Annotated in this window: 12 protein-coding genes; 8 read left to right on the plus strand and 4 right to left on the minus strand. The window is 60.5% G+C overall.

Translation table 11 applies throughout. The features are described 5' to 3' along the window. Positions 1 to 26 precede the first annotated feature (26 nt). Positions 27 to 1115 carry a lysine-2,3-aminomutase-like protein gene (locus ACQY4Y_RS24650; protein ID WP_428493709.1) on the plus strand — a complete coding sequence of 363 codons (1089 nt, stop codon included), beginning with the start codon at positions 27 to 29 and terminating at the stop codon, positions 1113 to 1115. 219 nt (positions 1116 to 1334) lie between these two features. Beyond that, a complete protein-coding gene (locus ACQY4Y_RS24655) occupies positions 1335 to 1799 on the plus strand; it encodes a M23 family metallopeptidase (protein ID WP_428493211.1) in 465 nt (154 codons plus the stop codon). 23 nt (positions 1800 to 1822) lie between these two features. Here ACQY4Y_RS24655 and ACQY4Y_RS24660 read toward each other — a convergent pair whose 3' ends face one another. The 3 genes from ACQY4Y_RS24660 to ACQY4Y_RS24670 are packed head-to-tail and all read right to left on the minus strand — an operon-like array spanning position 1823 to position 4732. Continuing rightward, positions 1823 to 3103: a heme biosynthesis HemY N-terminal domain-containing protein gene (locus ACQY4Y_RS24660; RefSeq protein ID WP_428493212.1), complete on the minus strand. Its 1281-nt coding sequence runs from the start codon at positions 3101 to 3103 to the stop codon at positions 1823 to 1825. Continuing rightward, a complete protein-coding gene (locus ACQY4Y_RS24665; RefSeq protein ID WP_428493213.1) occupies positions 3103 to 4044 on the minus strand; it encodes a COG4223 family protein in 942 nt (313 codons plus the stop codon). The genes ACQY4Y_RS24660 and ACQY4Y_RS24665 overlap by 1 nt, the downstream gene beginning before the upstream one ends. Continuing rightward, positions 4037 to 4732: a uroporphyrinogen-III synthase gene (locus ACQY4Y_RS24670; protein WP_428493214.1), complete on the minus strand. Its 696-nt coding sequence runs from the start codon at positions 4730 to 4732 to the stop codon at positions 4037 to 4039. The genes ACQY4Y_RS24665 and ACQY4Y_RS24670 overlap by 8 nt, the downstream gene beginning before the upstream one ends. A 137-nt stretch (positions 4733 to 4869) precedes the next feature. Here ACQY4Y_RS24670 and tsaD point away from each other — a divergent pair, with 137 nt between their 5' ends. Genes tsaD through trpS form a run of 5 tightly spaced genes read left to right on the plus strand, consistent with a single transcriptional unit; the run spans position 4870 to position 10316 of the window. Next, the gene (gene tsaD / locus ACQY4Y_RS24675; RefSeq protein WP_428493215.1) at positions 4870 to 5922 is read left to right on the plus strand and encodes a tRNA (adenosine(37)-N6)-threonylcarbamoyltransferase complex transferase subunit TsaD; all 1053 of its coding nucleotides are present in this window, start codon (positions 4870 to 4872) and stop codon (positions 5920 to 5922) included. After that, positions 5919 to 6737: a 23S rRNA (adenine(2030)-N(6))-methyltransferase RlmJ gene (locus tag ACQY4Y_RS24680; RefSeq protein ID WP_428493216.1), complete on the plus strand. Its 819-nt coding sequence runs from the start codon at positions 5919 to 5921 to the stop codon at positions 6735 to 6737. Before tsaD ends, ACQY4Y_RS24680 begins: the two co-directional genes overlap by 4 nt. Continuing rightward, positions 6730 to 7692, plus strand: coding sequence for an NAD(P)H-dependent glycerol-3-phosphate dehydrogenase (locus ACQY4Y_RS24685; protein ID WP_428493217.1), 963 nt, complete (start codon positions 6730 to 6732; stop codon positions 7690 to 7692). Before ACQY4Y_RS24680 ends, ACQY4Y_RS24685 begins: the two co-directional genes overlap by 8 nt. Before the next feature lie 27 nt (positions 7693 to 7719). After that, positions 7720 to 9309: a murein biosynthesis integral membrane protein MurJ gene (murJ, locus tag ACQY4Y_RS24690; protein ID WP_428493218.1), complete on the plus strand. Its 1590-nt coding sequence runs from the start codon at positions 7720 to 7722 to the stop codon at positions 9307 to 9309. Between the two features lie 5 nt (positions 9310 to 9314). Next, positions 9315 to 10316 (plus strand): tryptophan--tRNA ligase, encoded by a 1002-nt coding sequence (gene trpS / locus ACQY4Y_RS24695; protein WP_428493710.1) that lies wholly within the window; start codon positions 9315 to 9317, stop codon positions 10314 to 10316. A gap of 25 nt (positions 10317 to 10341) precedes the next feature. Here trpS and ACQY4Y_RS24700 read toward each other — a convergent pair whose 3' ends face one another. Then, positions 10342 to 11592 carry a penicillin-binding protein activator gene (locus ACQY4Y_RS24700; protein ID WP_428493219.1) on the minus strand — a complete coding sequence of 417 codons (1251 nt, stop codon included), beginning with the start codon at positions 11590 to 11592 and terminating at the stop codon, positions 10342 to 10344. Here ACQY4Y_RS24700 and rsmI point away from each other — a divergent pair. Further along, complete coding sequence (gene rsmI, locus ACQY4Y_RS24705) at positions 11577 to 12470, plus strand: 16S rRNA (cytidine(1402)-2'-O)-methyltransferase (RefSeq protein ID WP_428493220.1); 894 nt, start codon at positions 11577 to 11579, stop codon at positions 12468 to 12470. The two genes, ACQY4Y_RS24700 and rsmI, sit on opposite strands and share 16 nt — an antisense overlap. Positions 12471 to 12485 lie beyond the last annotated feature (15 nt).

Here is a 12485-nt window from a genome sequence, read left to right on the forward strand (position 1 = left end):
GCAAGTGCGGAATGATTGACGACGACATGGCAGGACGAGGGGTTTCGTTCGGAGACGACGCCGAGCGTCGGGGGTGTGGCAAACCAACTCCGCTAGCTCCCTCGACGTTGCGAGATTCGGAGGCATTGCTTGCGGCGGGCTTGATATCTCCGGCGGCATTTGCCGGGATCGAGGCGACAGAGGCTCGTTACGCAGTCGCCATTTCGCCGGCGATGCAGGCGTTGATAGGTAAACCGGACGATCCCATCGGGCGGCAGTTCATTCCCGATGCGGCGGAATTGGTGACGGCTGCACACGAAAGGCCGGATCCGATCGGCGACGCGGCGCTGTCGCCGGTCAAGGGCATCGTGCACCGCTACCCCGACCGTGCCTTGCTGAAGCCGCTGCTGATTTGTCCGGTGTATTGCCGATTTTGCTTCCGGCGGGAGCATGTCGGTCCCGATGGCGGTGTTTTGACCGATGCCGAGTTGCGGACGGCTTATGAATGGCTAGCAGCTCATCCGGAGGTGACCGAGATTATTCTGACGGGCGGTGATCCGTTCATGCTATCGCCACGCCGACTGCGTGGGATCGTCGAGGCGCTTTCGGAGATGCCGCATATTCAGACGATCCGGATTCATACTCGCGTGCCGATAGCTAGCCCGGAACGTCTGACAGACGATGCGGTCAAGGCGATTGAGACAGATCGATCACTTTGGGTTGTGGTGCACGCCAATCATGCACGGGAGTTCACGGCCGCCGCCGGTCAAGCGCTGCGCCGGATCCGGCAACACGGGGTTCCGTTGCTGGGGCAATCCGTTCTGTTGCGTGGTATAAATGATAGCTCCGACGCCCTGGAGGATTTGTTCCGGGCGATGATCGCCCAAAGGGTGAAGCCATATTACTTGCACCAATTGGACGCGGCGCCCGGCACTGCCCGGTTTCACGTCCCCACAGAGGAAGGCCGCGGCCTTTTGGAACGCCTGCGCGGAAGGGTGACGGGATTGGCATGGCCGACGTACGTCTTGGACATACCCGGAGGTTACGGGAAGATACCAATCGGCCCGGAATATCGCCAGGCTGATGGGTCGGTGCGAGATATCCGAGGCGGGGTTCATCCGCTTCAATCCAAATAGAGGCTGGCCTGTCAGAGATCGGCCGCACATGAAGCTGATTGGACAGCGGCGTTTCGTTACGCTTCGGTTGTGTGGACGGTTGAAGGGCGTTGCAGTTTGATCACGAAAATGGGTTGTATCCTGCTGCGGCGGGCATTCGGGCTGGGTTTTATCCTGGCAATAGGACTGACGCCCGGCGCGTCCTATGGCAGGGGGTATCCTGTGCCCGGAAAGACCGCAATGCTACCGCCAGTTGAACCGGCGTGTGTGTCGTCTCCATTCGGACCTCGGATACTGCCAAACAGACCGCTCGCGGGAACATTCCACAATGGAATTGACCTGCCGGCTCCGATCGGAAGTCCGGTGCTTGCAGTTGCGGCGGGCACGGTGATCCGCGTGCAGCGGCGCGGAGTTGGCGGGCTTGAGGTTCTGATCCAGCACGATGGGTTTATCGGGATATACAGCCATCTCGGATTGATTGCACCGGTGCTAGCCGAGGGTCGGGAGGAGATTTATGGCGGGGAACGAATCGCGACGGTCGGGCGTACTGGCCTCAGCTACGGTCGGCACCTGTATTTCGGTATGATCGTCAACGGGCGTTCAGTTGATCCAGCGCCCTATATCAAGGTGGTGCCCTGCGGACCCAGGGTCGCCGCCAGCGGAGACAGGCGTATCCGCCCGACACGTCTCTTTGCTCAACACTGACCAAAAAACACCGGCTCAGGAGATCAGGCAACGACAATTGGCAGCCCGGAGGTCCGGGCGGTGCTAAGCCATTGAAGGGTGCCGATGTTTCCGCAAGTGCCGCACTTGGGGTGCCAAGTAGTATGATCCGCGTGGCATTTGGTGCACTGCCAGTGCGGGTCGGGCTCGGCGGTTGCGGCGCGGCGAAGAGCATCGCGCTGCGCGAGGCGCCCGGCCTCAGTATCGCCGCGTTCCTGTTCCTCGATCTCGGCAAGCAGCAGACAAAGGCGACGCTGGGGTGGTCCCTCAGTTTCCGCTACCTCAACCTGGTGACGAGCTTCGCCGGTCAATCCAGCGTCAAGGGCGACCCTGGCCAGAAGCAACTGGCTCTCAAGATTGTCCGGATTGCGAGCAGCAAGGCGCTTCGCTGCTTGGGCCCGCGTCAGTTTATCCGGTTCCAGGGCGAGCGCGAAACTCGCAAGATCGGGATGCGGTACATGTTTCCATGCCTCCGCGATACAAGACTGGGCCCGCCTTTCATGGCCAACTGAGCGGAGCCGGCTGGCATAGGCAAGCACGGCGGGCGCAAATGCAGGATCCTGTTTCCAAGCCTGTTTCGCGAAGCTAAGGGCGCGATGAGGATCGGGTTCGGCGTCCGCCGCCGCAACATAGTAAGTTGGCCGCCGAGGATCGCTGCCGACGAGTTCGATTGCCTCGGCCCAGTTCTCGGTCTGCAGAGCCAGTTCGGCGCGTTGCTGACGCAGCCATAGCGTGCCGGGATGGGCCGCTTCAGCCTGATTAGCGATAACTAGAGCCTCGGTCCAATCGCGGCGATCGACCGCCTGGCGCAGCAGCCCTCGAAGTCCGAGAAATTTGGCATCCTTGTGCTTTGCGAGGGCACGGTAGGCCTCCTCTGCCTCATCCTCTCGGCCGGCCAACCGTCCGGCCTCGGCCACCAGCAACAGAGTTTGTGGCGACTCGCCAAGAAGATGGCGAGCACGGTGGGCCTGTTTGCGAGCCGCACCCTGCTCACCTGCCGCCAGGGCGACGAGCACCCGGGTGATAGCCGTTTGTCCTGAAGACCGGCGACGGCGGCGATTCCAGCCGGCGCCAGCTTTGGGGATACCACGCAGGCCGCGCAGAATGCGCAACACGAGCAAAATCAGGATCACCATCGCGACCAACATCACAATCGCGAACGGAGCCGACGTCTCGATCGTGTATGCGCCGATCGAGACGGCGATATTTCCAGGGATTCCAGCAAGCAGCCATGCCACCACGGCGATGACACAGCCGACGATAAGGAAAAGGATAACCTTCAGCATCAGGCTTTATCGGCCATGGCAGCTAATGCGGATCGTGCATCCAGCAAAGCCCTTGCGTTCTTAAGCCAGTCTGCCATGGCCTGAGCGGGTGGTCCTCTCAACGATTCGACGAAAGTTGCCGCGCCGGCGATGTCGCCGGCGTCAAGGGCGGCCCGGGCATGATTGAGGATCGTTGCCGAAGGGTCACCGACAACAACGTTGTCGCCCCTTCGAATGGTTATCAGACCTTGTGCTCGATCCCAGACACGGCTGACGAAGGGTGCACTGCTAACCTCCGGCTGCTTCGCGGCGAGTGCGGCCTGTTCGTCGCGCGGAAAGAGGAGGCGAAGTTGCGCCTCGGTGGGCGGAGCGGCATGAGCGAAACGGGAGAGCGGTTCGGGCGCATTCGGAAGGTCGCCGAGCGGCTGACCTTCAGCGAGTGCGATGGATGCCTGCTGGACACGGGCGAGCAGGTCGAGGCGTTTGGTAACAGCGTCAAGATCGCCAGCATCTGATGCGACGGCTGCGACCCGGCTGGCCAGGGTCTGAAGTTGCTGTCTGGTCCCATCGAGCGCGGTCTGATCGCGGCTCGATAGGGATTGGATCCGACCGGACAAGGTATCGACTTGGCTAGCGAGGTGGGTCTGATCGACGACACGCCCATCGATCGCGTCCACACGCGCGGTGATTTTTCCGAGATCAGGGGGCGGGCGCTGCTCCAATCGGGTCAGCCGCGCATCTATAGCGGCGATCTGCTGCTGGGCGGCCTGGATGGCTGAAACATCGGGCACGGGCTCGTTCGGCATGCTAGGGTATTGCCAGAGGTAGAATATAGCGGCAGCAAGCACGAGGAACCCCAGGCCATACAGCCAGGGAACGAGATTTCGTTGTGGGTTCTTTGGCGCCTGGGCAAAGGGTTCGGGTGCTTCGTCCGGCGGTGGGAGGAGGGTTTGTTCAGTCATTCAACAACACCAGCATTGCGTCCTGGTTCGGCTTTTCGGCGACGCGAATGCGCCGCCATCGAAGGACCCTTAATGGCATGGCAGCCCGTTCGCTGATAGACACCGCTTCGATACCGCGAACGGCTTCGGCTAGTTCGGCGGCTTGGACGAGGCGCGCGAAATGGCGCGAGGTTTCGCCGGAGAAGAACAGAGCGGCCGCCAATTCGCCATGCCGCAAGGACATAGCGGCGGCTGCTGGCAAGACGGGCACACCGTCCGCCCGATAGGCCACCCGACGGACGACGCGGAAGCCGCGTTGTCGAAGGGAGGCTGCGAAATCAATCCCTTGTCCCTGCCCAGTCGGCAAGAAGAGACTACCGTGTTCCGGGGATAGCTTATCCGCGACCAGTTTGCAGAGCACCCCGGCATCGCCGTCGGCACTGAATACGTGGCGAAAGCCGGCTTTTGACGCCAGGTTCGCGGTTGCGGCACCGACTGCGAAGACCGGGCTGCCGTGTAAGGACGGTGGACAAGCCGCAACGGAATTTCGGCTGGTCAGCAAGGTCGCTGCGACGTAATCAGGGGCACGAATTTGCCTGCTGTTGATTGTCAGCATCGGCGCGATGACCGGCTGGAAGCCGATCTTGGTCAACCGAGCAGCAGTTTGAGTAGCACCCGGCTCCGGTCTTGTGATCAAAATGCGCTTCAAATGGCGGCCCTTGTCAAAGAGGTTCCGATCAATGATGTGTCGCGCGGCTGATCAGGTCGATATCCTGGTGCTCGACTCGGGGCTATCGGCAAGAAAGACGGGTTGCCGAGTGCCTGGACATCGGCTGGAAAGGTACGATGAAGCCAGTACTTGGGATCGAGACCTCGTGCGATGAGACAGCGGCCGCCGTGGTTGATGGCAAGGGTCGTATTCTGGCCGAATCAGTTTTGAGCCAGCTTTCTGAGCACGCGCCGTTTGGCGGGGTGGTGCCCGAAATCGCCGCCAGAACTCATTTGAGGTACCTCGCCGAGCAGGTTCGGTCGGTTATGGAGCAGTCTGGCATCGGCTTCCCGGATCTCGGCGGAGTCGCGGCTACATTGGGCCCGGGGTTGATTGGAGGCTTGGTGGTCGGATCCCAATTCGGCAAGGGCGTTGCCTTAGCTAACCGGCTTCCCTTCGTCGGCGTGAATCACCTGGAGGCGCACGCCCTGACGCCCCGTTTGCGTGGCGTGGTGAAGAACGAGGCGGCATTCCCGTATCTATTACTTCTGCTATCCGGCGGCCACTCGCAGTGCATCGCAGTAGCAGGAATTGGGCAACATGTGCGGTTGGGTGGCACCGTGGACGACGCGGTCGGCGAGGCTTTCGATAAAGTCGCCAAATTATTAGGTCTCGAGTGGCCCGGTGGCCCGGCACTCGAGAAGCTTGCGGCCGAAGGTAATCCTGCCAGCCATGTGTTTCCTCGACCGATGATGCGGAGACCAGGTTGCGATTTCAGTTTCTCCGGTCTGAAGACGGCGGTTGCACAGACGGTGCTACGAGCCGGGTTGAACCTTGAACGTGGCGCGCGTGCGGATATCGCCGCGAGTTTCCAGCAGGCTGTCGTCGATGTGCTTTGCGATCGGGCCGCGCACGCGATGGACTTGATGCGCGGAGGGTTCCCGGACGCCGATATGCTTGTTGTCGCTGGGGGCGTGGCGTCGAACGCCGCGGTAAGGGCTGGCTTATTCGTTGCCGCTGCATCTCATGGATTTCATCTCGTGGCTCCGCCGATCAGACTGTGCACTGACAATGCGGTCATGGTGGCTTGGGCCGGTGTCGAGCGGTTGCGGCTTGGCTGGAGCGATAGCCTGGAGCAGAGTGCTCGTCCGCGGTGGCCGCTCGATACTCTCGAAGCTGTCCTTGGATGAACTACCGCCATGCTTATCACGCCGGCAATTTCGCCGACTGCTTCAAGCACGCGCTGTTGGTCCTGTTGCTCGATTCACTTGCTCGGAAGCCGAAGCCTTTCTTTGTGCTAGATACGCATGCGGGGGCGGGGCGATATGACCTCGACGCTGAAGCTGCGCGACGCACGGCTGAGGCGAACAGCGGGATCCTTAGGTTACTGCAAAGACCTTCGGCGAATTTGGAAAGGTACCTTGGACTGGTGCGACAGCTTGGTCTGTATCCAGGGTCTCCGGTTTTGACTGGGGCGGTCTTGCGGCATGGGGACCGATTGGTTTGCTGCGAATTGCAACAGGATGATGCGGCAAAGCTGCGGCGAGTATTCCGGCAAGATCCTCGGGTGGAGGTTCACGAGCGGTCCGGCTGGGAGGCCCTGAATGCGCTGTTGCCACCGCGAGAAAAGCGGGGACTGTTGTTCATTGATCCACCGTTCGAGGCCACCGGTGAGTTTTCTACGCTCGTCGATGGATTCCGGTGCGGGCATGACCGATTTGGTCATGCGATGTCTGCCGCCTGGTACCCAATCAAGCACATGGCCCCGGTTCGGCATTTCCATGCAGAACTGGCATCATTGGGTATTCGCGACATAGTCACGGTGGAGTTGTATCTTCGGGAACCGACGAATCCTGGTCGGCTCAATGGATGCGGCCTCGTAGTGATCAATCCACCTTACCAGTTCGAGGATCAGGCGCTCTCGATTGCCATGGCCATACTCGAGGGGATCGGAGATGACGAGAACGGGCGAGCGGTGTCCGTGGCCCGATTGGCCGATGAGTAAGGTAGCGATTATAGGTGCCGGTGCATGGGGGACCGCGCTGGCATTGCAGGCAAGCCGAGTGGGCCATGATGTCACCTTGGTGGCCCGGGATGCGGGTAAGGCCGCTGCAATCGTGGAAATGCGTGCGAGCAAGCGATTGCCGGGGCATCGGCTTCCGACTGAGCTTGAAGTGGGTCACGATATCCGGGTCGACGCGGAACTTTCGTTTTGGGCCGTGCCGACGCAGTATCTCCGGTCTTCGCTTTTACGGCTGACACCCGCAAGCGGAGCCCTCGTTGTGTGTGCGAAAGGCGTCGAAGCCGGGACGCGCCTCTTTCCGCTGGAAGTAGTAGAACAGGTGGTCCCGGGCCGTTCGCTCGCTGTCTTAACCGGACCCAACTTCGCGCATGAGATAGCTAGCGGCTTACCTGCCGCCGCGGTGGTAGCGAGTGCGGACGCCGTCCTCCGCGCGAGGGTTCAGGCTATGTTGGGCAGTGGCACGTTCAGGTTGTACGGCAATGATGATCCGATCGGCGCCCAACTTGGTGGCGCCGCGAAGAATGTCATCGCAATTGCCGCTGGCACTGTGATGGGAGCCGGCCTCGGCGAAAACGCGCGCGCGGCCCTAGTGACGCGTGGCCTAGGTGAAATACGTCGTCTGGCGATTGCATTGGGGGGGCGGCCCGAGACGGTCATGGGCTTGTCTGGACTGGGAGACCTGTTGTTGACCTGCACCGGGGCCGCCAGTCGGAATTTCAGTATGGGCTACGCGCTGGGGGAGGGCCAAAGTCTATCGAAGATACTGGAGAGCCGTTCCGGGGTAACCGAGGGCGTCATGACCGCCGCGGCACTGGTTGCCCGTGCATCCGATGTCGAGCTGCCGATATGCCGTGCCGTGGCCGATCTTCTTGCCGGGGTCAAAACGGTTGATCAAGTCATCACTCAGCTTCTTTCGCGTCCGCAACGGGATGAGTAAGGGCCAGTTGGGCGGACATGGCCCGAAATGCTGAGGGGCATCCTGACTGTCGGCGGGTGGACACTCATCAGCCGTGTCTTAGGTTTCGCCCGGGACATGCTGATCGCAGCGCTGGTCGGAACCGGGCCGATAGCGGACGCCTTTTTTGTTGCGCTGAAGCTGCCCAACCTATTCCGCCGCCTTTTCGGCGAGGGCGCTTTCAACGCCGCTTTTATCCCAGCCTTCTCTGGGTTACTGCATACCGAGGGCGTCGGCGCGGCGAAGCAGTTTGCCCAAGAGGCCTTCGCGGTGATGGCATTCTGGCTTGGGATCATGACGATCGTGGGTGAGATTTTCATGCCGGAACTGATGCACGTTCTGGCGCCCGGGTTCGCAGATGACCCTGCCAAATTCGCCCTGGCAATCACACTTTCCAGGATTACGTTTCCGTATCTGGTCCTAATCTGCCTTGCGGCTTTGGTTTCGGGTGTTCTGAACGGAATGGAGAAATTTACCGCGGCTTCCGCATCCTATGTGCTGTTCAATATCGTTTCTATAGCTTGTATGATTTGGATGACGCCATACGTTCCCACGGTTGGCCATGCTTTATCTTGGGGTGTCACGATTTCGGGCATCGTCCAACTAGGCCTGCTGATGATGGCTGTTCGGCGTGGCGGAATGGCGCTTAGGATCCCCCGCCCCAAGATGACGCCGCAGATGCGTCTGCTGATGCGGCGAATGGCGCCGGGGCTTGTTGGTGCTGGAGTGACCCAGCTTAATCTGACAGTCGATGTTATCATTGCCAGCTTGCTACCCCCTGGCACGGTGTCAGTGCTGTATTTCGCCGACCGGGTGCAACAACTGCCTTTGGGCGTTATCGGCACAGCGGTTGGAACCGCGCTTCTGCCGCTGCTTTCCCGGCAGGTCCGAGCGGGCGAGGCTGCTTCCGCCATCAGCACTCTGAACCGGGCGATCGAATATGGACTTTTTCTCACCCTGCCGGCGGCGTTGGCGTTGTTGGTGTGTGCGCAACCCATCATGCTCGTCCTGTTCGGTCGGGGAGCGTTCGACCTGGAAAGTGTGCGGCTGTCATCGCAATCGCTGGCCGCCTATGCAGTCGGGCTGCCCGCGTTCGTCCTGGTAAAGGTCCTTGCACCGGCATTTTTCGCGCGCGGCGATACCGGCATGCCGGTCAAAATCGGGGTCGCCAGCGTAGCTCTGAATCTTGTCTTGAACCTCGCTTTCATGGTGCCGCTTGGCCATATCGGGCCGGCGCTGGCTACAAGCCTGGCCGCAATTTGCAATGCTGTTGGCCTTGCCTTCGTGCTGAGGCGGCGTGGACATTTTGCATCTGACTATCAACTCCGTCGCCGGTTCCGCGGGATGATCGGGGCATCGACAGCCATGGCTCTGGTGCTCTGGGGGCTGCGGGATTGGTTGTTTCAGGCGCCGTCTCATGGATGGCTTCGCCTTGGCTCGCTCGGCAGCCTTGTAGGAGCCGGCATGCTAACTTACGGGATTGCGGCTGCCTTACTCGGCGCGTACGATCTCCGGGATGTTGTTCGCATGATATCGCGTCGTCGCTTGCCTCGAGGAAGCGGATCAGCCATCAGTTCAGCCCCAACGACAGAGACTTGAATCGCATGGAGCGTATCTTTTCGGGTATTCAGCCGTCCGGCATCCCCACTTTGGGGAATTATCTTGGTGCGATTCGAAACTGGGTGAGGCTTCAAGACGATCACGACTGCCTTTGGTGCGTGGTGGATCTGCATGCCATTACCGCCTGGCAGGATCCGTCGGCTCTGCTGGAACAGTCGCTGGAGATGGCCGCTGTTCTGCTGGCGTGCGGTGTTGATCCGATGCGACACATTCTGTTTTTGCAATCGAGTGTGAGGGCCCACGTGCAACTTGCGTGGATATTTAATTGTGTCGCCCGACTTGGCTGGCTCAACCGCATGACGCAGTTCAAGGACAAAGCGGGAAAGGATCGCGAGAACGCCTCCTGCGGCTTGTATGTATATCCAAATCTGATGGCCGCCGATATCCACGCCTATCATGCTACCCGAGTGCCGGTGGGAGATGATCAAAGGCAACATCTTGAGCTTGCCAACGATATTGCACAGAAATTCAATCATGATTACGGGGTTGAGTTTTTTCCTACCGTTCAACCCCTGATCCTGGGACCTGCCGCCCGCGTCATGAGTCTGCGGGATGGCACGAAGAAAATGTCGAAGTCAGATGCTTCGGATCAGAGCCGGATCAACCTGAATGACGATCCTGAGGCTATCGCCTTGAAGATCCGGCGCGCGAAAACGGATCCGCTGCCGCTACCGTCCGAGATAGATGAACTGGCCCAGCGGCCGGAGACGCGGAACCTTGTTGGGATCTACGCGGCGATGACCGACCGCGACGTTGGCGCGGTGCTGAAGGAACATGGCGGTCGGGGTTTTGGTCCGTTCAAGGCGGCGTTGACCGAACTGATCGTGGAACACCTGTCACCGATCGCATCTGAGACCCGCCGGTTCCTTAATGACCGGGTGGCACTTATCGATCTGCTCAAGAAGGGTGCGGATCGGGCTGCCGCAATATCCGATCCGATCGTCAGCGAGGCTGAACGGTTGGTCGGATTCGTCAGGGTGCGGTGAGGTGAGTAGCCTGGGCTTCATCGGGTCATAAACTAGGCGTCGCTGCCGATTGGGGAGCGGGATCGATCATTTCTGGACCACCTTGCTCAATTCGGTATACCGCCAATCCGCGCCTAACCTGTCCATCGGGCGACAAGGTGAACCAGCCATCGCTGCCGACGAATCCGCCGGGCTGGGTAAGTATTGCACTGTCGTTGCCTCTCGAACGGAGGATGACCTTGGCGACCGAAGCCGCATCATAAGCGAGGTCCGCCAACGGAGGCGGGGGGAAAGCGTATTTCGCGGTGTAGTCCTGTTCCAGGGTGCTGCGTGCACTGCGGTCCGGGGCTGCAAACCACGCACCATGAACTGCACCGGAACCACTGGACGGATCAGCCCAAAGGGCCGGACCGATGATTTGGACCGCCGAACGATCGATGTCGTAATAGGGCAAGATCGCGGCGATCTCCTGCAAGGCGTCGCCTGTATCCGCCAGCAGCAGGACATCGAATGTCGGCGGCGGGATAGGCGTTTTTGAGACTTCCTGGGCTTCCCGCCGACCTTCGGATGTTCCAAGAGCGCGTGCGGCCTTGACTTTCGCCTCGATTGGGCCCCGCCGGTCGGCATAGTCAGACAGATCGCGCGCCGAGGCCGTTATCGAGGCCATGCCAGGCGGATGCATTTTTATCGTTGGTGCCGCCAAGCCGGTAGCTGCCGTTGCCTTGGTCAGCGCCGCAGCCATAGCCCGCCCGAAGTCTGAGCCCGGAAGCAAGGCGGCAAATTGGGTCCTGCCTTGTGCCTGAGCGGCGATGACCAATCTTTGGATTTGCTGATTCGGCGAAATGCCCAAAGGCCAAATCCCAGGCTGAGACTGTGACGCGTCATTGGTGAACGCCAATACAGGGATCCCTGCGCTGCGGGCGATCGGTGCCACAGAGGCAGTTTCGGAGGAGGTGAGAGGTCCCAGGATGAGGCGGTCACCTTTGGCGACCGCGGCCTGGATCGCTTTTGCGGCACCGGCAGGGGTGCCCCCGGTATCCAGAACGTCGAGCGCCGGACCGGCATCAGTTCCCATCGCCAACTGCGCGGCTTGCAAGAGAACCTGGCCTAGATCCGAATGAGAGCCTGTCATTGGCAGCAGGATGGCAACTGTCTGCGTTGCCTGACCGTTCGGACCTAGCGGCGTTGGACCGTTCGCTCCAGATTGGTAGAATCCGCCGTATCGCCCGGAATTCTGAAAATCGCATCCGGAGCAAGTCAGGGCGAAGATAAGGAGAAACAATGCCCGTTGCCGCATCGGCCGCGCCTCCCGATAGTCAGCAGGGTGGCCAACCCGCCCCGCTGAATGGCCTTGTGCTTGTTTCTACCCCGATCGGCAACCTTGGGGACATCTCGGCGCGAGCGCGATCCATCCTTGATAGCTGCGATCTCGTTCTATGTGAGGATACCCGCCGGACCGGCCGGCTACTGGCGGCGGTGGAGATCCATAGCCGAATTGAAACCCTGCATGAGCACAACGAGGATGCTAAAATTGGTTCAGTGCTGGAGAGGTTGCGGGCAAACCAGACGATCGTTCTGGTTTCCGACGCGGGGACACCTTTGATATCGGATCCAGGCTACCGATTAGTTCGGGCGGCGATAGAAGCCGACCTGAGGGTCACATCGGTTCCGGGGCCAAACGCTGCGGTAACCGCTCTGACCTTGTCTGGTTTGCCTCCGTCGCCCTTCATGTTTCTCGGGTTTCCGCCGCCGAAGCAGGCGGCGCGCCGGTCTGCTTTCGGTGGTTTGCGAGTTGCAGAGCGCGCGGGACTCTCGACGACATTCATTTGGCATGAGGCGCCGCACAGGCTTCTGGAAACGCTAAGGGATCTGTTGGCTGTGTTCGGCGATCGAAGCGCGGCGGTGGCGCGTGAATTGACGAAGCGATTCGAAACGGTCGAACGCGGTAAAGTGAGCAGTCTCATTGACTTGTTTGCACGGGATGCGCCTCGCGGTGAGATCACGCTGCTGATCGGCCCCCCTGAGACAGACGATCCGGAGGATCTGGACGGGCGGCTCAGGTCCGCTCTGACGACGCAGACGGTGAAGGATGCCGCAGCGCTGGTGAGCACGGCGACCGGATTGCCACGTAAGGCAGTTTACGCCCGAGCCCTGCAAATTCATGACGAAGGCTAGCTGGCTTGACGGTTT

Origin of the sequence: Rhodopila sp. (assembly GCF_965277165.1) — a bacterium.
Taxonomy (GTDB): Bacteria; Pseudomonadota; Alphaproteobacteria; order Acetobacterales; family Acetobacteraceae; genus Rhodopila.